The following is a 20,334-nucleotide window of genomic DNA, read 5'->3' as shown; positions in this document are numbered from 1 at the left end:
CGCCCGGAGCGGAACTCTCAAGGCTGCACAAACGCAACTACCGGGTTCGCGTCAAGTCCCCCCGGACAGTCTCGGCGCAGCGTGACGGCGCTAGTTAACATACTCGATACGGACTGGCGAGAGCCGGAATCCGGTTCGGGAACGAGTCAAAAAAACCCCGTAACACGCTCAGATCATTGTCATTCCGCCATTGACGTGCAGGGTCTGCCCGGTGACGTAGGCAGCCTCGTCGCTGGCGAGATAGGCCACCGCGGCGGCAACGTCGGCGCCGGCGCCGAGCCGGCCCATCGGCACGTCGGAGAGAATGCCCTCGCGCTGCTTCTCGTTCAGCGCCTGCGTCATCGGCGACTCGATGAAGCCGGGAGCCACCACGTTGACGGTGATGTTGCGGCTCGCGACCTCGGCGGCGAGCGCCTTGGACATGCCGATCAGCCCGGCTTTTGATGCGGCGTAGTTGCCCTGCCCCGGATTGCCGGTGACGCCGACGATCGAGCCGATCGAGATGATGCGGCCATGGCGGCGGCGCATCATGGTCTTCACGGCGGCGCGCGAGAGGCGGAAGGCGGCGGTGAGGTTGACGGCGATGACGCTGTCCCAGTCCTCGTCCTTGAGGCGCATGAACAGGTTGTCGCGGGTGACCCCGGCGTTGTTGACGAGGATGTCGAGCCCGCCGAGCTTCTCCTCGGCCGCCGGCACCAGCGCCTCGACGGAATCCTTGTCGGAGAGGTTGCAGGGCGTCACCGCGACGCGCTCGCCGAGCTCGGCCGCAAGCGCGTCGAGCGCCTCGACCCGCGTCCCCGAAAGCGCGACGCTCGCGCCCTGGGCATGGAGCACGCGCGCGATGGCGCCGCCAAGGCCGCCGGTCGCACCGGTGACCAAGGCCTTCTTGCCGGTCAAATCAAACATGATACCTCCCCTTTTCGGCGCCTTCGCCGAATTCACCCGTTCTGGGTCTACCCATTCTGGGCGTTGTAGTTCCGGATATCGTCGGCGGTGCCGAGCGACATGGTCGCCGTGCCGGCGGCGATGCGCTTGACCAGGCCGGCGAGCACCTTGCCGTTGCCGACCTCGATGAAACGGGTGACGCCGGCGGCGGCCAGCGCCTCGACGCATTCGCGCCAACGCACCGTGCCGGTGACCTGCGCCACCAGCGAGGCGCGGATCGCGTCGGGATCGCTCAGCGGTGCCGCGCCGACATTGGCCATCACCGGCACGGCGGGCGCGTTCAGCGCGACATTGGCCAACGCCTCGCGCATCGCGTCGGCCGCCGGCTGCATCAGCGCGCAATGGAACGGTGCCGAGACCGGCAGCGGCAGGGCGCGCTTGATGCCGCGCTCCGGCGCCAGCGCGATGGCGCGCTCGATCGCGGCCCTGGCGCCCGACAGCACGATCTGGCCGCCGCCATTGTCGTTCGCCGCCTCGCAGACCTCGCCTTGCGCCGCCTCGGCCGCCAGTTCGCGGGCCTTGTCGAGTTCGACGCCGAGCAGCGCCGCCATGGCGCCCGCGCCGGCCGGCACGGCCTTCTGCATGGCGTCGCCGCGAATGCGCAGCAGCCGGGCGGCGTCGGAAATAGAGAACGTGCCGGCCGCGGCCAGCGCCGAATATTCGCCGAGCGAATGGCCGGCGACGAAGGCGGCGTCGCGCTTGAGCAAGAAGCCGGCCTCGGCCTCAAGCACCTTCACCACCGCGAGGCTGACGGCCATCAGTGCCGGCTGGGCATTGGCCGTGAGCGTCAATTCCTCGGCCGGCCCGTCCCACATCAAGGCCGAGAGCTTCTGCGACAGCGCCGCATCGACCTCGTCGAAAACCGCCTTCGCCGCCGGGAATGCCTCGGCCAGACTCTTGCCCATGCCGACAGCCTGAGAACCCTGGCCGGGAAAGATCAGCGCGGTCGTCATTCTGGCAAACCTCATGTTAACGATGTGGCAAACTGGCGCGCCTCTCACATTGCTTGGCATGACAAGTCAAGCATTGCCGGAGAAGTAATCGGCCATCCGCCCCGATGAGCTCTGGATTGAGCTTGCGCAAATGCACCCAAGCCTGTATCAGCCGCCTCCTGCTGTTCGGCCGGAGGCTGAACGGATGGCGTTACGATTCCTTCGGGCATCGTCGCAGGCTCTAGGTTGAGCCGTCATCCCGTGTCTCCGCCTTCGATGAAATCCTGTCGGGCCTTATCCAGGGCTCGGAGGGCTCCGCGCCGAGCGAAGCAGGGTGAAAAAGGAAGGCCATCTATGGCATTGTACGAGCATGTGCTGCTCGCGCGGCAGGATGTCAGCGCGCAGCAGGTCGAGGCTCTTGTCGAACAGTACAAGGGCATCATCGAAGCGAATGGCGGCTCGGTCCCGAAGATCGAGTACTGGGGCGTGAAGTCCCTCGGCTATCGCATCAAGAAGAACCGCAAGGCGCATTATTCGCTGCTGAACATCGACGCCCCCTCCGCCGCCGTGCTGGAGATGGAGCGCCAGATGCGCATCAACGAGGACGTCCTGCGCTTCCTGACCATCCGCGTCGAGGAGCTCGAGGAAGGCCAGTCGGCCATGCTCCAGAAGCGCGACCGTGACGACCGCGGCGAGCGGGGCGACCGCTTCGAGCGTGGTGGCGACCGTTTCGACCGCGGCCCGCGCCGCGACCGTCCGCGCCGTGAAGACGAAGCCGGCGAAGCCGTCGCTGGGGAGGCCTGATCCATGTCGACCGCATCTGCCGGCGCTCGCCGCCCCTTCTTCCGCCGCCGCAAGTCCTGCCCCTTCTCGGGCGAAGGCGCCCCGAAGATCGACTACAAGGACGTCCGCCTGCTCTCGCGCTACATCTCGGAGCGCGGCAAGATCGTGCCGTCGCGCATCACGGCCGTCTCGGCCAAGAAGCAGCGCGAGCTCGCCCAGGCGATCAAGCGCGCCCGCTTCCTCGGCCTGCTGCCCTACGTCATCCGCTGAGCGGGTGAGCTATTTCTGGTGGCGCTCCGGCGCCACCAGTTTACAAAAACGATATCCATTAGTCGCCCGGCGGTGAAAACCCACCGGGTATGTTGAGGCGAGAGCCTCTCACCCTGCCCGGCCGAATGGCCCGGGAGCAGCGGGACAGCAGGACGAGAACATGCTTCCGATCGTCGGCATCGGCGCCGGCCTGGTTTCGGCGCTTCTCTTCGCAGTGGTGATCACAGGATCGCCGCTGGCGATCCTGCTGTATTCGGCCGCCCCCCTGCCGATCTTCATCGCCGCGCTCGGCTGGAACCACCGCGCCGGGCTGGTCGCGACCGCCGCGGGCGCCGTCGCCGGCGCCGTTGCGCTCAGCCTGCCGGCCGGCTTCAACTTCGCCCTGATCGTCGCGCTTCCCGCCTGGTGGATCGCCTATCTCGTGCTGCTCGCGCGCACGGACGGGACCACCACGGAATGGTACCCGCTTGGCCACCTGCTGGTCTGGATCGCCGCGACGGCAGCGCTGACCACCGTCGGCAGCGCGCTGGTGATGACCACGGATTACGAGGCCTACCGCACCGTGATCGCCCGCGTCGTCGAGAACCTGTTGAACGAGATGGTGCGCTCGCGGCTGATCGCCCTGGCGCCCGACACCAAGTTGTCCGACCTGGCGCAGATGCTGGCGCCGGCGGTGCCCGTCGGCATCGGCGCCTCCTTCGTCACCACGCTGGTCGTCAATCTCTGGCTGGCGGGCAAGGCGGTCCAATTGTCCGGCCGGCTGCCGCGCCCCTGGCCCTTCATCCCCGCGACCACCGTGCCGCGCCGGGCACTGCCGCTCATGGCCCTCGCGCTGGTGACGATCGCGTTCGGCGGCTTCGTCGGCGTCGCCGGCGCGGCGATGACCGGCGCCCTGCTCGCCGTCTTCATGCTGAGCGGACTTGCCCTGATCCATGACCTGACCCGCGGCAAGTCCTGGCGCGCGCCGGCGCTGATCGCCGTCTATGTCGCGCTCGTCGTCATGCAGGCCCTGCTGACGCCGGTGCTGACGCTCGCCGGCATGGCCGATTCCCTGTTCGGCCTGCGCAAGCGCGGCCCGAAGCCACCCCTTCCGCCTACGCCTAACGCCTGAACACAAAACTCAAGAAGGAGACAAAACCATGGAAGTGATTCTGCTCGAACGCGTCGCCAAGCTCGGCCAGATGGGCGAAGTCGTCCGCGTGCGCGACGGCTTCGGCCGCAACTACCTGCTGGCCCGCGGCAAGGCGCTGCGCGCCACCGAGGACAACCGCAAGCGCTTCGAGACCCAGCGCATCGAGCTCGAGACCCGCAACCTCGAGCTGAAGTCGGAGGCCGATGCGGTCGCCGAGACGCTGAACGGCCACTCGGTCGTGATCCTGCGCCAGTCTGGCGAATCCGGCGTGCTCTACGGCTCGGTCTCGACCCGCGACATCGCCGACGCGCTGACCGCCAACGGCTTCAACGTCGCGCGCAGCCAGGTCACGCTCAACGCGCCGATCAAGACGCTCGGCCTGCACACCGTCCCGGTCGTGCTGCACCCGGAAGTCTCGGTCACGGTCACCGTCAACGTCGCCCGTTCGGCTGAAGAGGCCGAGCGCCAGGTCCGCGGTGAGAACGTCACCGCCCGCGAGGAATTCGACCTCGACGACCTCGGCCTCGAGGTCGGCGCGGCGCTGGCCGAGGCCGGCGGCGACGACGATCGCTGAGCCGTATCAGCTTCACACCAAGTCAAGGGCGCCGTGGCAACACGGCGCCTTTTTTTGTTTCCTGTGGAACTAGGGGAAGCTTTGAGCGGCAAATTGCATCTAAGAGGATGCTGACCTTACATCGGCTCCCGGCCAGAACGATGCTTCATGGTACCGCCATGATCTGACACATCGTACTCCGAGATTGGACCGATCGAATCGACTCAAACGGATCAGGCTCGTTCCTCAATCATGGCCACTGCCACCGCCCTCGTTGCCCGCCTCGACAACCGCGAGGCCGACTACCGCGTCCAGCCTCACAACATCGAGGCCGAGCAGGCGCTGCTGGGCGCGATCCTGGTCAACAACGACGCGTTCTACCGCGTCTCGGACTTCCTGCTGTCGGACCATTTCTTCGAGGCGGTGCACCAGCGCGTCTTCGAGCTGATGGCGAGCCTGATCCGGGCCGGCAAGATCGCGACGCCGATCACGCTCAAGACCTTCGTCGGCGAGATCGACCTTGGCGGCATCACCGCCTCGCAATATCTCGCCCGGCTTGCGGCCGAGGCGACGACCGTCATCAACGCCGCCGATTACGGGCGCACCGTCTATGATCTCGCGATCCGGCGCCAGCTCATCGGCGTCGGCGAGGAGCTGGTCAACGTCGCCTATGACGCCCCGGTCGAGATGCCGCCGCGCGAGCAGATCGAGGAGGCGGAGCGCAAGCTCTACGCGCTGGCCGAGAAGGGCCGCTACGAGGGCGGCTTCCAGAAGTTCGACGGCGCGCTGCGCCTCGCCATCGACATGGCCGCGAGCGCCTACCAGCGCGCCGGCGGCCTGTCCGGCATCTCGTCTGGCCTGCGCGACCTCGACCAGCGCATGGGCGGCCTGCAGCGCTCCGACCTGATCGTGCTCGCCGGCCGCCCGGCCATGGGCAAGACCTCGCTCGCCACCAACATCGCCTTCAACATCGCCAAGGCCTGGCGCGGCGAACGCCAGGAGGATGGCTCGCTCAAGTCGGTGGATGGCGGCATCGTCGGCTTCTTCTCGCTCGAAATGTCGTCCGACCAGCTCGCGACCCGCATCGTCGCCGAGCAATCCGGCATCTCCTCCTACAAGATCAGGCAGGGCCGCATCACCGAGGGCGATTTCGCAAGGCTGACCGATGTCGCGGCGCAGATCGAGAAGCTGCCGCTCTACATCGACCAGACCGGCGGCATCTCGATCGCCCAGCTCGTCGCCCGCGCCCGCCGCCTGCAGCGCCAGAAGGGGCTCGACGTCCTCTTCATCGACTACCTGCAGCTCCTCTCCGGCTCGGCCAAGAACGGCCAGAACCGCGTGCAGGAGCTGACCGAGATCACCACCAGCCTGAAGGCGCTGGCCAAGGAGCTTTCGGTGCCGATCGTGGCGCTCTCGCAGCTCTCGCGCCAGGTCGAAAGCCGCGACGACAAGCGCCCGCAACTCTCCGACCTGCGCGAATCCGGCTCGATCGAGCAGGATGCCGACGTCGTGATGTTCGTCTACCGCGAGGAATACTACCTCAAGGGCAAGGAGCCGCGGCCCGGCACCGACGAGCACAACAAGTGGCAGATCGAGATGGAGCAGGCGCATGGCCTCGCCGAATTGATCATCGGCAAGCAGCGCCATGGCCCGACCGGCACGGTCGCGCTCCAGTTCGATGCCGACGTCACCCGCTTCTCCGACCGCGCCGATGAGGCCCGCCTGCCGGACCACCTATGAGCCCATTCGATACGCTTGATGCCGGCACCGCCGGCGCGACGCTGACCATCGACCTCGGCGCGCTGGTCAAGAACTGGCGCGCGCTCGGCCAGCGGGCCGGCGCGGAAGCCGGCGCTGCGGTCAAGGCCGACGCCTATGGCATCGGCATCGAGCCGGCCGTGACGGCGCTCGCCAGGGCCGGCTGCCGCAACTTCTTCGTGGCGCATCTCTCGGAGGGCATCCGCGCGCGCGCCGTCGCGCCCGAGGCGACGATCTACATCCTGAACGGGCTCATGCCCGGCACCTGCGGCCGCTACGTCCAGCATGATCTTTCGCCGGTGCTCGGCTCGCATGACGAATTGTCCGAATGGGCGGCGTTCCGCGCCACGACGAACAATGCCCGCTTGGCAGCGCTCCACATCGACACCGCCATGAATCGGCTTGGGCTCTGGCCGGGCGAAGGGCTCGACCTCGCCCGCGAGCGCAAGCGCGACATCGAAGCCGCCGGGATCGGGCTGGTGATGTCGCATTTCGCCTCGTCGGAAGACGTCGCCGCCCCGGCCAATGCCCGCCAGATCAAGGCCTTCGCCGAGATCGCCGCCGCCTTCCCGGGCATTCCGGCCTCGCTGAAGAACTCCTCCGGGCATTTCCTCGCCGATTGCCCGTCCTACCAGCTCACCCGCCCCGGCTACGCGCTCTATGGCGGCAACCCGACGCCGGGGCAGCCGAACCCGATGCTGCCGGTCCTGGGCATGGAGGCGCGCATCATCCAGCTGCGCGAGGTCGAGGCCGGCACGCAGGTCGGCTATAACGGCCGCTGGACGGCGAAGAGCCGGCGCAAGCTCGCCACGATCGATCTCGGCTATGCAGACGGCTATCCGCGCAATGCGAGCTGGACCGATACCTCGACCGGCGGCTCGGCCATCGTCGGCGGCGTACTGTGCCCGTTCGTCGGCACGGTCTCGATGGACCTCGTCATCATCGATGTCAGCGATGCGCCGGCCGATGCCGTCAAGCGCGGCTCAGCCGTGACGCTGATCGGCGGCCCGCTCGACCTGGAGACGGTCGGCGCGGGCGCCAAGACGATCGGCTACGAGATTTTGACCAGGCTCGGCCGGCGCTACGCGCGCCGCTATGTCGGGCTCTGAGCGCGTGGCGAAGCGCGGCCCGACCTATATCTGCCAAGCCTGCGGCGCAGTCTATCATCGCTGGCAGGGCAAATGCGACGCCTGCGGCACCTGGTCCTCGCTTTCCGAGGAGGCGCAGGCCGCGCCCGTTCCGGGCGGGCGCGGTTCGTCCGGCGGCAAGGCGCGTGGCCGGGTCTTCGCGCTCGAGACGCTGAAGGGCGAGACGCAGGACGCGCCGCGCATCGTCGCCGGCATCGGCGAGCTCGACCGCGTCACCGGCGGCGGCTTCGTGCCGGGCTCGGTGCTGCTGATCGGCGGCGATCCCGGCATCGGCAAGTCGACGCTGCTGATGCAGGCCTGCGCTGCGCTCGCGCTGCGCGGCCAGCGCGTCGTCTATGTCTCCGGCGAGGAATCGACCGGGCAGGTTCGCTTGCGCGCCGAGCGCATGGGCTTGGCCGAGGCGCCGGTCGATCTCGCCGCCGAGACCAATGTCGAGGACATCATTGCGACGCTCGGCCAGGGCCAGCGCCCTGCCCTCGTGGTGATCGATTCGATCCAGACGATGTGGTCGGGCGAGGTCGAGAGCGCGCCGGGCACGGTGACGCAGGTGCGCGGCTCGGCCCAGGCCCTGATCCGCTACGCCAAGACCAGCGGCGCCTGCCTGATCCTGGTCGGCCACGTCACCAAGGACGGGCAGATCGCCGGCCCGCGCGTGGTCGAGCACATGGTCGACGCCGTGCTCTCCTTCGAGGGCGAAGGCGCCCATTCCTTCCGCATCCTGCGCGGCCAGAAGAACCGCTTCGGCGCGACCGACGAGATCGGCGTGTTCGAGATGACCGGCAAGGGTCTCTCCGAAGTGTCCAACCCGTCCGCGCTTTTCCTTGCGGGGCGGGACCAGCCGGCGCCGGGCGCGGCCGTCTTCGCCGGCGTCGAGGGCACGCGGCCGGTGCTGGTCGAGATCCAGGCCCTGGTCGCGCCGACCTCGCTCGGCACGCCGCGGCGCGCCGTGGTCGGCTGGGAGAACAGCCGGCTCGCCATGGTGCTCGCTGTGCTTGAGACGCATGGTGGCCTGCGCCTGGGCCAGCACGACGTCTACCTCAACGTCGCCGGTGGCTTGCGGGTCAACGAGCCGGCGGCGGATATCGCGGTCGCGGCGGCGCTGGTCTCCTCGCTCACCGGCGCGATCCTGCCGAACGAGTCGGTCTATTTCGGCGAGGTCGCGCTGTCGGGGGCGATTCGCCCCGTCTCGGTCGCGGCGGCGCGACTCAGGGAGGCGGCGAAGCTCGGCTTCGGGGCGGCCTTCCTGCCCTCGGGCGGAGCGGATTTCGGCGACGGCAGCGGGCTCAACCTGCGGCGTTTCGGCCATGTCACGGAACTTGTTGCGGATATCGCGGCACGTGCGCCGCGCAGAGATGTGAAATGAGCTTTGTGCAAGGGTGACGAGGGCCGCTTTCGCGCGTATAGCAAGCGCGATGCGGCCGGCCCACCTCCTGGCCATCCTGATGTCCTAGCGAAGCGGCTCCTGAAATGCCTGTTACCATCCTCGATCTCGTCGTCATCGGCGTGGTTCTGATCTCGGCATTGCTGGCAACCGTGCGCGGATTGACCCGCGAAGTGCTGGCGATTGCCTCCTGGGTCGCCGCGGCGCTCGTCGCCTGGGTGTTCCATCCGCAGCTCCTGCCGATCGCCGAGCAGCACATCCCCAACAAGACGATCGCCCTGGTCGCGGTGATCGGCGCGCTCTTCCTGGTGACGCTGATCGTGGTCTCGCTGGTCACGGCGCGGATCTCCGACTTCGTGCTCGACTCGCGCATCGGGGCGCTCGACCGCACGCTCGGCTTCGTCTTCGGCGCCGGGCGCGGCCTGCTGCTCGCAGTGATAGGCTACCTGTTCTTCTCCGCGCTGGTGCCTGAGAAGATGCAGCCGGCCTGGGCCAAGGACGCCAAGGCCAAGCCCATTCTCGAAGAAACCGGGCGCTCGCTCTTGACGATGCTGCCCCAAGACATCAATTCCGACTTCATCAAGAACCTGCTGAAGCCAAAGACGGGCGACGAGCCTGTCGAGGCCCCGGCTGAGGAACCGCGTACGCCGGCCAATCCGACGAGCGATCCGCAACGCCGCACGCAGGCTCCTGCTGCGCCCGACAGGCAAGCACTGCAACGGGCAATCGAGACGGGCCAGACCACCGGCTCCGTCCCGGCCAGGCCCTGAGGCCATGGTCCGCAGAAGTGGCCCCACTTTTGCGACAGGACCATGCCCAAGGGATCGTACAGACGCGGGTTCCGTTTGGCTGAAAAGCCGGGCGGAAACCGTGTTCATTGCCGTTATTGCCGCGTCGCAGAGCGCATGGAGCCATGATGATGCCTCAGGATGAAGCCGACTCAGCTTTCGATCCCAATGCGGACCGGCTCCGCGAGGAGTGCGGCGTGTTCGGCATCTTCGGCCATGCCGATGCCGCTGCGCTGACCGCGCTCGGCCTGCACGCGCTGCAGCATCGCGGCCAGGAGGCGGCGGGCATCGTCTCCTTCGACGGCAAGCGCTTCCATTCCGAGCGCCGCCTTGGCCTCGTCGGCGACGCCTTCTCGGAAGCCTCGGTGATCGAGAAGCTCGCCGGCTCGCAGGCGATCGGCCATGTCCGCTACTCGACGACCGGCGAAACCATCCTGCGCAATGTCCAACCGCTCTTTGCAGAATTGCATGGCGGCGGCTTCGCGGTGGCGCATAACGGCAACCTGACCAACGGCCTGACGCTGCGCCGCAACCTCGTGCGCGACGGCGCGATCTACCAGTCGACCTCCGACACCGAGGTGCTGCTGCACCTCGTCGCGCGCAGCCGCAAGACCCGTTTCATCGAGCGCTTCGTCGAGGCCATCAGGCAGATCGAGGGTGCCTATGCCTTCGTCGGCATCACCAACAAGAAGCTGATCGGCGCGCGCGACCCGCTCGGCATCCGGCCGCTGGTGCTGGGCGAGCTCGACGGCTGCCCGATCCTGACCTCGGAGACCTGCGCGCTCGACATCATCGGCGCCAAGTTCATCCGCGAGGTCGAGAACGGCGAGGTCATCGTCGTCTCCGAAGACGGGATCGAGAGCCACAAGCCCTTCCCGCCGATGCCGGAACGGCCCTGCATCTTCGAGTACATCTACTTCGCCCGCCCGGACTCGATCGTGAAGGGCCGCAGCATCTACGAGCGCCGCAAGCAGATGGGCGCCGTGCTGGCGGCGGAAGCGCCGGCCAATGCCGACGTGATCGTGCCCGTGCCCGATTCCGGCGTGCCGGCGGCGCTGGGCTATGCCCAGGCGAGCGGCATCCCATTCGAGCTCGGCATCATCCGCAACCATTATGTCGGCCGCACCTTCATCGAGCCGACGCAGAAGGTGCGCGAGCTCGGCGTGCGCCTGAAGCACTCGGCCAACCGCTCGGTGGTCGAGGGCAAGAGCATCGTGCTGGTCGACGATTCGATCGTGCGCGGCACGACCTCGTTCAAGATCGTCAAGATGATGCGCGAGGCCGGCGCCCGCGAGGTGCATTTCCGCATCTCCTCGCCGCCGATCACCCATCCCGACTATTACGGCATCGACACGCCCGACCGCGAGAAGCTACTCGCCGCGACGCATTCGCTTGAGGAGATGCGCCAGTTCGTCGGCGCCGATTCGCTCGCCTTCCTCTCGGTCGAGGGCCTCTACCGCGCCATGGGCCATGCCGGGCGCGATCCGGTCCGGCCGCAATTCACCGACCATTGCTTCACCGGCGACTACCCGACCTCGCTGACAGACGTGATCGGCGAGAGCGCCAAGCAGCAATTGTCGCTGTTGGCCGAAGCCGGCTGATTTCTACGGATCCCTGCATGACCAAGCCTCTCGAAGGGCGCATCGCGCTCGTCACCGGCGCCTCGCGCGGCATCGGCCGCGCGGCTGCGCTCGCCTTCGCCCAGGCCGGCGCCCATGTCGTGGCTTTGGCGCGGACCTCGGGCGCGCTCGAAGAGCTCGACGACGAGATCAACGCGATCGGCGGCAGCGCGACGCTGGTGCCGGTCGACCTCGGCGATGCACCCGCAATCGAGAAGCTCGGCCCTGCCCTGCTCGAGCGCTGGGGCAAGCTCGACATCCTGCTCGCCAATGCCGGCATCCTCGGGCCGCTGTCGCCGCTGACCCATGTCCAGCCGAACGAGTGGAGCAAGGTGTTCGACACCAACGTCACCGCCAACTGGCGGCTGATCAAGACGGCCGAGCCGGCCCTGAAGGCTTCTGACGCTGGCCGGGTGATCGTGATGTCCTCAGGTGCGGCGCATAAATGCTTCGCTTACTGGGGGCCATATTCGATCTCGAAGGCCGCGGTCGAGGCGATGGCGCGGACCTATGCGGCCGAGACCGCGACGACGACGCTCAAGGTGATGATGGTCAACCCGGGCCCGCTGCGCACCCGGATGCGCGCCGAGGCAATGCCGGGCGAGGATCCGCTGACGCTTAGGACACCGGAGGAGCTCGCGCCGCACCTGGTCGAGATGGCTTCGCCGAGCTGGGGCGAGACCGGCAAGATCTTCGACTTCCCGCAGGGCAAGGTGCTGACGCCGCAAATGCCGGCGTAGAACTCTTCCCTTCTCCCCTCGGGGGAGAAGGTGGATCGGCGAAGCCGAGCCGGATGAGGGAAGGGTCGCGAGAGCGGCCCTTTTTTCTTGTTTCAGTGGGTTGAGGGACTTCCCTCATCCGTCAGCGCTTCGCGCTGCCACCTTCTCCCCCGAGGGGAGAAGGGAGAAACGCGCTACTTCTTACCCTTGTCGTAGGGATTGTCGCCGCCGCGTGTGTGCAGGCGGATCGGCGTGCCCGGCAGCTCGAAGGCCTCGCGCAGGTTGTTGACCAGGTAGCGCGTGTAGGAGACCGGCAAGTGGTCGAGCTGGTTGCCGAAGAGCGCGAAGGTCGGCGGGCGCGCCTTGGCCTGCGTCATGTAGCGGATCTTGATGCGGCGGCCGGCCACGGCCGGAGGCGGATGGGCCGAGAGCACGCCTTCGAGCCAGCGGTTGATCCGCGCCGTCGAGATGCGGCGGTTCCAGATGTCGTAGCTCAGGAACACCGCCTGCATCAGCCGGTCGATGCCTTCGCCGGCGAGGCCCGAGAGCGGCACGATCTGCACGCCGCGGACCTGCGCCAGCAGATGGGTCGCCTTCTCCTTGAGCTCGGCGAGCAGGCCGTTCTTGTCGGCGACGAGGTCCCATTTGTTCAGGCCGATGACCACCGTGCGGCCCTCGCGCTCGGTCAGGTCGACTAGGGTCAGGTCCTGCTTCTCGAAGGGGATGGTCGAATCGAGCAGCACGACCACGACCTCGGCGAAGCGGATGGCGCGCAGCGCATCCTGCACCGACATCTTCTCAAGCTTTTCCTCGATGCGGGCGCGCTTGCGCATGCCGGCCGTGTCGAACAGCTTCACCGGCCGGCCGCGCCATTCGTAGTCGACCGAAATCGTGTCGCGGGTGATGCCGGCCTCGGGGCCGACGAGCAGGCGCTCCTGCCCGATCATCTGGTTGACCAGCGTCGACTTGCCGGCGTTGGGGCGGCCGATGATGGTGACGCGCAGCGGCTTGCTCGGGTCGCTGTACTCCTCGTCGTCCTCGCTCACAGCTGCAGGAGCATCGACCCAGCGCTTGTCGCCATAGCTCTCGTCGAAAGCCTCTTCCTCTTCCGGCTCCACGTCGATGAAGGGCGCCAGGGCCTCGAGCAGGTCGGAGGTGCCTTCGCCATGCTCGGCCGAGAACGGCACGGGATCGCCGAGGCCGAGCCCATAGGATTCGAACACGCCGTCCTTGCCCTTGTTGCCCTCGACCTTGTTGGCAAGCAGGATCACGGGCTTGCCCGAGCGGCGCACCAAGTCGGCGAAGGGCTGGTCCATCGGCGTGATGCCGAGCCGCGCGTCGATCATGAACAGGATGACGTCGGCCTGCGCGATCGCGGTCTCGGTCTGAGCGCGCATGCGGCCGGCGAGCGAAGCACTGTCGGCCTCCTCGAGGCCGGCAGTGTCGATCACCGTGAAGCGGAGATGGCCAAGCGCGGCCTCGCCCTCGCGCCGGTCGCGCGTGACGCCCGGCCGGTCGTCGACCAGCGCAAGCTTCTTGCCGACGAGCCGGTTGAACAGGGTCGATTTGCCGACATTCGGCCGGCCGATGATGGCGACGGTCGCGCTCATGATACTCGCAATTCGTCCAGCGTCTTGGAGAGCCGGATCAGTTCTTGGTCTGGACCGGGCCGCCGCGGACCAGCGCCAGGTAGAGGTCGGTACGCTGGCGCAGCACCTGCGGCGAGGCGGGATCGGTGACGATGGCGTCGAACCAGCGCCCGGCATCGTCGAACAGGTTCGCCTTCATCGCGGCGATGCCGAGGAATTCGCGGGCCGAATGGCGCCAGACGCCCTGCGGCGTCGCGAGCGGCTCCAGCGCCGTGCGGATCTCGGTATAGGGCACGAGATCGACGCGCAGCATGCCGGCGCGCAGGCGGGCGAGATCGCGATAGAGCTGGTCGAGCGTCGCGTCATTGGCGAGCCCGTCGAAGGCGGTGGCGCCGGCAGTGGCGTCGCGCTTGGCGGTCTCGGCGGCGAGGCGGAAACGGGCGATCTGGCGATAGCCCGCCGGGGCATTGGCCGAAAGCTCGACCAGGATCGACTCGGCCTCGGCGCCGCGATTGTCGCGCGAGGCCTTCAGCGCCTCTTCTAGCTTGGCGCCGACCGCCTGCGAGGCCTGCAGCTCGCGGTGCAGCCAGAACTGCCAGCCGGCGACGCCCAGCACGGCGAGCACCACCAGCGCGGTGATGAAGGTTCCATATTTCTTCCAGAGCTCCGCCGCCTTGTCGCGCCGGACCTCCTCGTCGATCTCACGAAAAATATCGGCCATGAGCTGTCACATTCCTTCTTGCCCTGCCGGGTAGCACTTTCACCCGCGGATTGCGAGCCGGTTGAACAATACGTGTGCCGGCCTCCAAAGCCGATGGCAGCTGAGGCGCGCCACCCCATTCCCGCTCGCCGCACCGCAGGATCGCATCACCCGGCCAGGCATGGCATGCAAATTGCCGAGCTGTTTCAGCTGCACCATTCACGTAGCGGCAGGAGATGAGCATGCAACGGGTTACAATCGGGCTCAAAGCCGGGCTTTTCGCACTCGTTTCTCTCTGCGCCACCAACACGGCCCTTGCCGCCCCGACGAAGGTCAAGGTCTTCGTCGCCTCGATGTTCGAGATCGGTGCCAATACCGGCGACCGGGCCGGCGAGTTTCAGTACTGGTACGAGCGCTACTGGCAGAAGAGCGCGCCGCATGAGGTGCGCGGGGCGCTGAAGCCGGTCTATTGCAACGATGACGGCGTCTGCGGCTCGGTCCTCGGCATGGGCAAGGTCAATTCCTCCTCATCCATACAGGCGATCCTGCTCGACCCCGACTATGATTTCTCGGAAGCCTATTTCGTCCTCACCGGCGTCGCCGGGACGCCGCCCTCGCGCGGCACGATCGGCGACGTGAGCTGGGGCACCTGGCTGGTCGACTATGATCTCGGCCATCGCTGGGCCCCGGAGGAAGGCAAGCCCGGCGAGCCCGTCTTCATTCCGCGCAAGGGCTACGAGAGCTACCGGTTGTTCCAGCTCAACCCGGTGCTGGTGAACTGGGCCGTGAAGCTCAGCGCTGGCGTCAACCTGAAGGATTCCGAGGCCGCCCAGAAATACCGCCAGCGCTACCCGGACGCGCGGGCGAACGCGGCGCCCTCGGTCCAGACCGGCACGCATATGACCGGCGACACCTTCTTCCACGGCCCCGGCCTGTCGAAGGAGGCGCAGTACATCGCCAAGCTCTACGGCGCCGACGACTATGTCATCACCGAGATGGAGGCCGCCGCGATCACGCTGGTGATCAAGCGGCAATTCGGCACCGACCGGATCATGAGCCTGCGCGGCGCGGTCAATTTCGACCAGGGCAACCCGAACGAGACGACGCAGCAGCATCTCGACCCGGCGCCGGGCCAGACCGCCGGCGGCTTCGCCGAGACGGTCGAGAATATCGAGCTGGTCGGCGCGCGGGTGGTCGACCACATCGTCGCCGATTGGCCGCAATGGCAGAAGGGCGTGCCGGCGCTGCCGGCGAAGTGAGGAAACGCGGACGGCTGGGACGCGAACCCTAGCCGTCGAGACCCGCCCGGAACAGCAGGCTGGAATCGCCGTAGGAATAGAAGCGATATTCCTGAGCGATCGCATGGGCGTAGGCGCACTTCATGATGTCGAGTCCGCAGAAGGCGGAGACCAACATGAACAGCGTCGAGCGCGGCAAATGGAAGTTCGTCATCAGGATGTCGACGGCGCGGAAGCGATAGCCCGGCGTGATGAAGATCGCCGTGTCGCCCGAGAAGGGCTGCACCACGCCATCCTCGCCGGCCGCGCTTTCGAGCAGGCGCAGAGCCGTGGTGCCGACCGCGACGATGCGGCCGCCTCGCGCCTTTACCGCGTTCAGCGCGTCAGCCGCCGCAGCGCTGACGCTGCCCCATTCGGCGTGCATGCGGTGCTCGCGCGTATCCTCGGCCTTCACCGGCAGGAAGGTGCCGGCGCCGACATGCAGCGTGACGAAATGGCGGGAGATGCCGCGCGCATCGAGCGCGGCGAAGAGTTCCGGCGTGAAATGCAGGCCGGCCGTGGGGGCCGCGACCGCGCCGTCCTCGCGGGCGTGGATGGTCTGGTAGTCGTGCGCATCGGCCTCGTCGGTCGGGCGCTTGCCGGCGATGTAGGGCGGCAGCGGCAATTCGCCGAGCCGGGCGATCTGCTCGTCGAGGACCGGGCCGGAGAAGGCGAAGCGCAGCTCGACCTCGCCGCCCTCGCCCTTGCCTATGATTTCGGCATGGAGCGACCCAAGCTCGCAAGCGTTCGAGGCTGCGCCTGTGCCGAAGACGATGGTCTCGCCGAGCGCGAGCTTCTTGGCCGGACGGGCGAAGGCGAGCCAGCGATCGGCGGCCTCGCGCTTGTGCAGCATGATCTCGATGCGGGCCGAAGCCTCGCCGCGGACGCGCCTGCCATAGAGCCGCGACGGGATTACGCGGGTGTCGTTGAGCACGAGCGCATCGCCCGGCCGCAACAGCGAGACGAGGTCGCGCACACCGCGGTCGGCGAAGGGCTCGGCCGCATCCGGCCTGACGACGAGCATACGGGCCGCATCGCGCGGGCTGACGGGCCTCAGCGCGATCCGGTCTTCAGGCAGGTCGAAATCGAAGAGCCCGACATCCACGGTGTGGCGCTCACCTTATGCTGGAAATGGACAAGCCCCCGCCCCGATGAGCGGCAGTGGCCGCTCCCGGGACGAGGGCTCGCCCGAATAGCAGAGGATCAGGCGTCGGCCATGACCTTCATCGAGACGATCGAGTCGGGATCGCGCACCGGCTCGCCGCGCTTGATCCTGTCGACATTGTCCATGCCTTCGACGACCTTGCCCCAGACGGTGTACTGCTTGTCGAGGAAGTTGGCATCGTCGAAGACGATGAAGAACTGGCTGTTGGCCGAGTTCGGGTTCTGCGAGCGGGCCATCGAGCAGATGCCGCGGACATGCGGCTCGGCGTTGAACTCGGCCTTCAGGTCCGGCAGGTCGGAGCCGCCGGTGCCGGTGCCATGCGGGCAGCCGACCTGGGCCATGAAGCCGTCGATGACGCGGTGGAAGACGATGCCGTCATAGAAGCCCTGGCGGGACAGCGTCTTCAGGCGCTCGACATGGCCAGGCGCGAGATCGGGGCGCAGCTCGATGACGACGCGGCCCTTGGTGGTTTCCATGACGAGGGTGTTCTCGGGATCGAGTGCCATCAGGTCGGCCTTTCATTGGACGGCGCACGGCCGTGGAAGCGGATGGTGAAGGGTCGCCCCGCGATACTCGCTCCGAAGCGCGGCGACAACCTCATCGGCGTGCAATTGCGCACCGCAGCCAGGATCGAGGTGGTGAAGGCGGCCTGCAGGTCCGGGTTCGAGCGGCGCGTCTCCCAGGTGACGCGCGGCTGGCCGAAAATGGTGCCGTCGCGGCGCAAGCTGAAGCGCACCGTCGCCATGGCGCCGTCGTTTCCAGCCATCTCCGGCGGATTCCAGCAGCGGCGCAAGGCCGGGCCGATCTCGGAGACGCGGTCGACGGCATCGCCCTCCAACCCGCGCGTGATCGGCGAGACCGAGCCGCTCAGGCCCTGGTCGACGCCGGGATAGGGGCTGGGAACCGCCGGGCGGGGCGCGCCGCTGCCGAAGCGCCCGCCAACACCGGGCTGGTAGCGCTGCCCCGAGGGCGGCGGCAGCACCGGGTTTTGCGAGCCCGACGGCGGCGGCAGGACCGGGTTCTGCGAACCGGAGGGCGGCGGCAAGCCGAGATCGAGCGTGCCCTGCGCGGCGGCCGCGCCGACCATCCCCACGCAGGCGAGGACGACCAGGACTGGCAGGGCGCGCGACATGGCTGGGCCTCGCCCGTTACTTGGCGTCGGCCAGCAGGCGCATGCGGACGATCTTGTCAGGCGCGCTGACTTGGCCGTTATCGGCCGAGCTGCCCTTCTTGATCTTGCGGGCGATGTCCATGCCGGAGACGACCTCGCCGAAGAGCGTGTACTGGCCGGTCAGCGAGCCGCAGCCCTCGTAGCAGATGAAGAACTGGGAATTGGCCGAATCCGGCGCGCTGGAGCGGGCCATGCCGACCGAGCCGACCTTGTAGGGCGTCGGGGTGAATTCGGCCGGCAGGTTCGGCAGATCGGACTTGCCGGTGCCGGTGCCGGTCGGATCGCCGGTCTGGGCCATGAAGCCGTCGATGACGCGGTGGAAGACGATGCCATCGTAGAAGCCGCGCTTGGTCAGCGCCTTGATCTGCGCGACATGCTTGGGCGCGAGGTCGGGCCGCAGGCGGATGGTGATCTTGCCGTCCTTGGTGTCCATCACGAGCGTGTTGTTCGGATCGAGATTGGCCGGCGCCGGAGCCTGCGCCTGGGCGGCGCCGAGCGAGACGGCAAGGGCAAGGATGGCGAAAGCGCTGCGCAGCATGAGAGACCGTCTCCATAGGACCAGTTGATCTGGCGCGAATTCCGATCGTTCGACCGGACGGAAAGCGCGCCGCCGCCGGAGTGGTCCGGCAGATCGATATCCGGGCGGGTGGTAGCTTTATCCTTTGACCGGAACAAGGCGGATATACTGGGCGGCAAGCACGATGGAACGCAATGCCGAGAGCGAGGATGAGAGTCCGTGCGGATGCTGTTCTCCGGCCTGACGACTGCAGGCGTGCTGGCGCTGGCCGGCTTCTTCCTCCGGCTGTTCTACGAACGTTACTGGAGTTGGCGCGCCTGCATCGCGGAAGCCGAATCGAGTTGCCTGACGCCGGATGGCAACAACCTGACCGGCGGCGGCATGGTCTGGAGCATTCCCGCCGCGATCTTCGGCCTGATCGCGCTCCTGCGCATTTTGCGATCAATCCGACGCTTCACGACACGACGATGATCTTTTCGCGGGAAACAGCGGTGTTCTTCTCCCGTTACAGCCGGCTCGGTTATTTTTATTGCACTGCACAAGGGCAAAACGGATTAAATTTGCAAAAAGATGAGGCTAGCCCTGCCTAAATGGGTGACAGGAGTGTTACAATCCGCTAATCATTCGGGGCTGGGCTCGCTCGGGTAAACCTTGAGCGCCGCGGACCAGGTCTCGGGAGGAACAAACGCCCGCCTAGTATATGAGCTGCACGCATCAGACGTGTGCCATTGCTGCGGTAAAAACAGACTCAGAGGCAAGGCTTCGGCCTTGCCTTTTGTTTTTGGGGCGAGCGTCTCTTCTTGTCAGAGGTCGTAGGCAGCCCAGATATACCAGACGATCGCGAAGACGATCGCGGCGATCACAGAGGTGATCAGCGCTTTCTTGACGAGCCCGGGAACGACCGGCGCGCCGGGATCGGTGCCCTCGACATGCGCCTCGCCCGTCTCGGCCTCGCTGCGGACGCCAAAGGGCAGCACGGCGAAGAGCACGGTCCACCAGATCACGAAGTAAACGGCCAGGCCACCGGCAATGGTCATGATGTCGGTTCCTCGCGGAAGGGGGCGCTCACCGCCCCTCCTCCACCAAAGCGATGCAGGAAAAGGCGACCCGCGCCTGCGTCGGCACGCCGAAGCGCGCCGTGTGCCTGGCCGGCAGGCCGCCTGGGAAATGCTTGACGTATTCGGCGTTGCAGGCGGCATAATCGGCCGGATCGGTGATCAGCATCGCGACCTGAACGACGCGGTCGAGCCCGCTGCCGGCCTCGCGCAGGATCGCGCCGATGCGGGCCAGCGCGTTGCGCACCTCCTCCGCCGGCGTGTCGCCGCGGAAGATTCCGAGCGCGGGATCGTGCGGTGCCGAATGGCCGGAGACGAAGACGAGGTTGCCGGCCCGCGTCGCGGCGCTGAACGGGCGCGACGATCCCGCCTCGGGCTCTCCGATGAACTCGATCATCTCTCTGGTCCCGCTCAGGCCTGCTCGAGCTCGACGAGCGTGCCGCAGAAATCCTTGGGGTGAAGGAAGAGCACCGGCTTGCCATGGGCGCCGATGCGCGGCTCGCCGGACCCCAGCACGCGCGCGCCGGCCTCCTTCAGGCGCTCGCGCGCCGCCAGGATGTCGTCGACCTCGTAGCAGATGTGGTGGATGCCGCCATCGGCGTTGCGTTCGAGGAATTTCGCGATCGGCGAATCGGCGCCGAGCGGCTCCAGCAGCTCGATCTTGGTGTTGGGCAGTTCGACGAAGACGACGGTGACGCCATGCTCGGGCTGCGGCAGCGGCTGCGACACGCGCGCGCCGAGCGTGTCGCGATAGAGCGCGGTGGAGGCGCCGAGGTCCTTCACGGCAATGGCGACGTGGTTGAGGCGTCCGATCATCAGCTCCCCCAAGCAA

The 20,334-nt window shown here is 67.4% G+C and carries 23 protein-coding genes; 12 read left to right on the top strand and 11 right to left on the bottom strand.

What is annotated here, in order from left to right:
• Positions 1-168 precede the first annotated feature (168 nt).
• Positions 169-906, bottom strand: coding sequence for a 3-oxoacyl-[acyl-carrier-protein] reductase (fabG, locus tag DWF00_RS03495; protein ID WP_114830018.1), 738 nt, complete (start codon positions 904-906; stop codon positions 169-171).
• A gap of 47 nt (positions 907-953) precedes the next feature.
• Positions 954-1,898 (bottom strand): ACP S-malonyltransferase, encoded by a 945-nt coding sequence (gene fabD, locus DWF00_RS03490; RefSeq protein WP_114830017.1) that lies wholly within the window; start codon positions 1,896-1,898, stop codon positions 954-956.
• Between the two features lie 333 nt (positions 1,899-2,231).
• Between fabD and rpsF the strand changes: the two genes are divergently transcribed.
• From rpsF to DWF00_RS03440, 10 genes are all read left to right on the top strand, one after another.
• Positions 2,232-2,681 carry a 30S ribosomal protein S6 gene (rpsF, locus tag DWF00_RS03485; protein ID WP_114830016.1) on the top strand — a complete coding sequence of 150 codons (450 nt, stop codon included), beginning with the start codon at positions 2,232-2,234 and terminating at the stop codon, positions 2,679-2,681.
• A 3-nt stretch (positions 2,682-2,684) separates the two neighbouring features.
• Positions 2,685-2,930: a 30S ribosomal protein S18 gene (gene rpsR / locus DWF00_RS03480; RefSeq protein ID WP_038367644.1), complete on the top strand. Its 246-nt coding sequence runs from the start codon at positions 2,685-2,687 to the stop codon at positions 2,928-2,930.
• Between the two features lie 160 nt (positions 2,931-3,090).
• A complete protein-coding gene (locus tag DWF00_RS03475) occupies positions 3,091-4,041 on the top strand; it encodes a DUF2232 domain-containing protein (protein WP_114830015.1) in 951 nt (316 codons plus the stop codon).
• A 28-nt stretch (positions 4,042-4,069) separates the two neighbouring features.
• Positions 4,070-4,636, top strand: coding sequence for a 50S ribosomal protein L9 (rplI, locus tag DWF00_RS03470; RefSeq protein WP_114830014.1), 567 nt, complete (start codon positions 4,070-4,072; stop codon positions 4,634-4,636).
• Positions 4,637-4,867: 231 nt separating this feature from the next.
• Positions 4,868-6,355, top strand: coding sequence for a replicative DNA helicase (locus tag DWF00_RS03465; RefSeq protein WP_114830013.1), 1,488 nt, complete (start codon positions 4,868-4,870; stop codon positions 6,353-6,355).
• The gene (alr, locus tag DWF00_RS03460) at positions 6,352-7,482 is read left to right on the top strand and encodes an alanine racemase (protein ID WP_114830012.1); all 1,131 of its coding nucleotides are present in this window, start codon (positions 6,352-6,354) and stop codon (positions 7,480-7,482) included. The genes DWF00_RS03465 and alr overlap by 4 nt, the downstream gene beginning before the upstream one ends.
• A gap of 4 nt (positions 7,483-7,486) precedes the next feature.
• Positions 7,487-8,884, top strand: a complete 1,398-nt coding sequence (gene radA, locus DWF00_RS03455; RefSeq protein ID WP_114830159.1) for a DNA repair protein RadA — start codon at positions 7,487-7,489, stop codon at positions 8,882-8,884.
• A 104-nt stretch (positions 8,885-8,988) separates the two neighbouring features.
• Positions 8,989-9,672: a CvpA family protein gene (locus DWF00_RS03450; RefSeq protein ID WP_114830011.1), complete on the top strand. Its 684-nt coding sequence runs from the start codon at positions 8,989-8,991 to the stop codon at positions 9,670-9,672.
• A gap of 146 nt (positions 9,673-9,818) precedes the next feature.
• A complete protein-coding gene (gene purF, locus DWF00_RS03445; protein ID WP_114830158.1) occupies positions 9,819-11,291 on the top strand; it encodes an amidophosphoribosyltransferase in 1,473 nt (490 codons plus the stop codon).
• A 17-nt stretch (positions 11,292-11,308) separates the two neighbouring features.
• Positions 11,309-12,049: an SDR family NAD(P)-dependent oxidoreductase gene (locus DWF00_RS03440; protein WP_114830010.1), complete on the top strand. Its 741-nt coding sequence runs from the start codon at positions 11,309-11,311 to the stop codon at positions 12,047-12,049.
• A gap of 173 nt (positions 12,050-12,222) precedes the next feature.
• Here the strand turns inward: DWF00_RS03440 and der are convergent, their stop codons facing one another.
• A complete protein-coding gene (gene der, locus DWF00_RS03435) occupies positions 12,223-13,638 on the bottom strand; it encodes a ribosome biogenesis GTPase Der (protein ID WP_425453048.1) in 1,416 nt (471 codons plus the stop codon).
• A gap of 37 nt (positions 13,639-13,675) precedes the next feature.
• Positions 13,676-14,338: a tetratricopeptide repeat protein gene (locus DWF00_RS03430; protein ID WP_114830009.1), complete on the bottom strand. Its 663-nt coding sequence runs from the start codon at positions 14,336-14,338 to the stop codon at positions 13,676-13,678.
• A gap of 221 nt (positions 14,339-14,559) precedes the next feature.
• On the opposite strand from DWF00_RS03430, the gene DWF00_RS03425 reads away from it, so the two are divergent.
• Complete coding sequence (locus DWF00_RS03425) at positions 14,560-15,576, top strand: purine-nucleoside phosphorylase (protein ID WP_114830008.1); 1,017 nt, start codon at positions 14,560-14,562, stop codon at positions 15,574-15,576.
• A 28-nt stretch (positions 15,577-15,604) separates the two neighbouring features.
• Here DWF00_RS03425 and queA read toward each other — a convergent pair whose 3' ends face one another.
• The 4 genes from queA to DWF00_RS03405 all read right to left on the bottom strand — a co-directional run bounded on the left by queA (position 15,605) and on the right by DWF00_RS03405 (position 18,468).
• On the bottom strand, positions 15,605-16,699 hold the full coding sequence (queA, locus tag DWF00_RS03420) for a tRNA preQ1(34) S-adenosylmethionine ribosyltransferase-isomerase QueA (protein ID WP_114830007.1): 1,095 nt from the start codon (positions 16,697-16,699) through the stop codon (positions 15,605-15,607).
• A 98-nt stretch (positions 16,700-16,797) separates the two neighbouring features.
• Entirely contained in the window at positions 16,798-17,265 is a 468-nt protein-coding gene (locus tag DWF00_RS03415; RefSeq protein WP_114830006.1) for a peptidylprolyl isomerase, read from the bottom strand.
• Positions 17,265-17,891 (bottom strand): hypothetical protein, encoded by a 627-nt coding sequence (locus DWF00_RS03410; protein ID WP_114830005.1) that lies wholly within the window; start codon positions 17,889-17,891, stop codon positions 17,265-17,267. Before DWF00_RS03410 ends, DWF00_RS03415 begins: the two co-directional genes overlap by 1 nt.
• Positions 17,892-17,907: 16 nt before the next feature.
• The gene (locus DWF00_RS03405; protein ID WP_114830004.1) at positions 17,908-18,468 is read right to left on the bottom strand and encodes a peptidylprolyl isomerase; all 561 of its coding nucleotides are present in this window, start codon (positions 18,466-18,468) and stop codon (positions 17,908-17,910) included.
• A gap of 204 nt (positions 18,469-18,672) precedes the next feature.
• On the opposite strand from DWF00_RS03405, the gene DWF00_RS03400 reads away from it, so the two are divergent.
• Positions 18,673-18,918, top strand: a complete 246-nt coding sequence (locus DWF00_RS03400; RefSeq protein WP_114830003.1) for a hypothetical protein — start codon at positions 18,673-18,675, stop codon at positions 18,916-18,918.
• 332 nt (positions 18,919-19,250) lie between these two features.
• Here DWF00_RS03400 and DWF00_RS03395 read toward each other — a convergent pair whose 3' ends face one another.
• Genes DWF00_RS03395 through mce form a run of 3 tightly spaced genes read right to left on the bottom strand, consistent with a single transcriptional unit; the run spans position 19,251 to position 20,318 of the window.
• Entirely contained in the window at positions 19,251-19,484 is a 234-nt protein-coding gene (locus DWF00_RS03395; protein ID WP_114830002.1) for a DUF1467 family protein, read from the bottom strand.
• Between the two features lie 28 nt (positions 19,485-19,512).
• Positions 19,513-19,899, bottom strand: a complete 387-nt coding sequence (locus DWF00_RS03390) for a RidA family protein (RefSeq protein WP_114830001.1) — start codon at positions 19,897-19,899, stop codon at positions 19,513-19,515.
• Positions 19,900-19,913: 14 nt separating this feature from the next.
• Positions 19,914-20,318, bottom strand: coding sequence for a methylmalonyl-CoA epimerase (gene mce / locus DWF00_RS03385; RefSeq protein WP_114830156.1), 405 nt, complete (start codon positions 20,316-20,318; stop codon positions 19,914-19,916).
• Positions 20,319-20,334 lie beyond the last annotated feature (16 nt).

Origin of the sequence: Allobosea caraganae (assembly GCF_003351345.1) — a bacterium.
Taxonomy (GTDB): Bacteria; Pseudomonadota; Alphaproteobacteria; order Rhizobiales; family Beijerinckiaceae; genus Allobosea; species Allobosea caraganae.
Note: the sequence above shows the minus strand (reverse complement) of the source record. Positions and strands in the feature narration are given on the sequence as shown.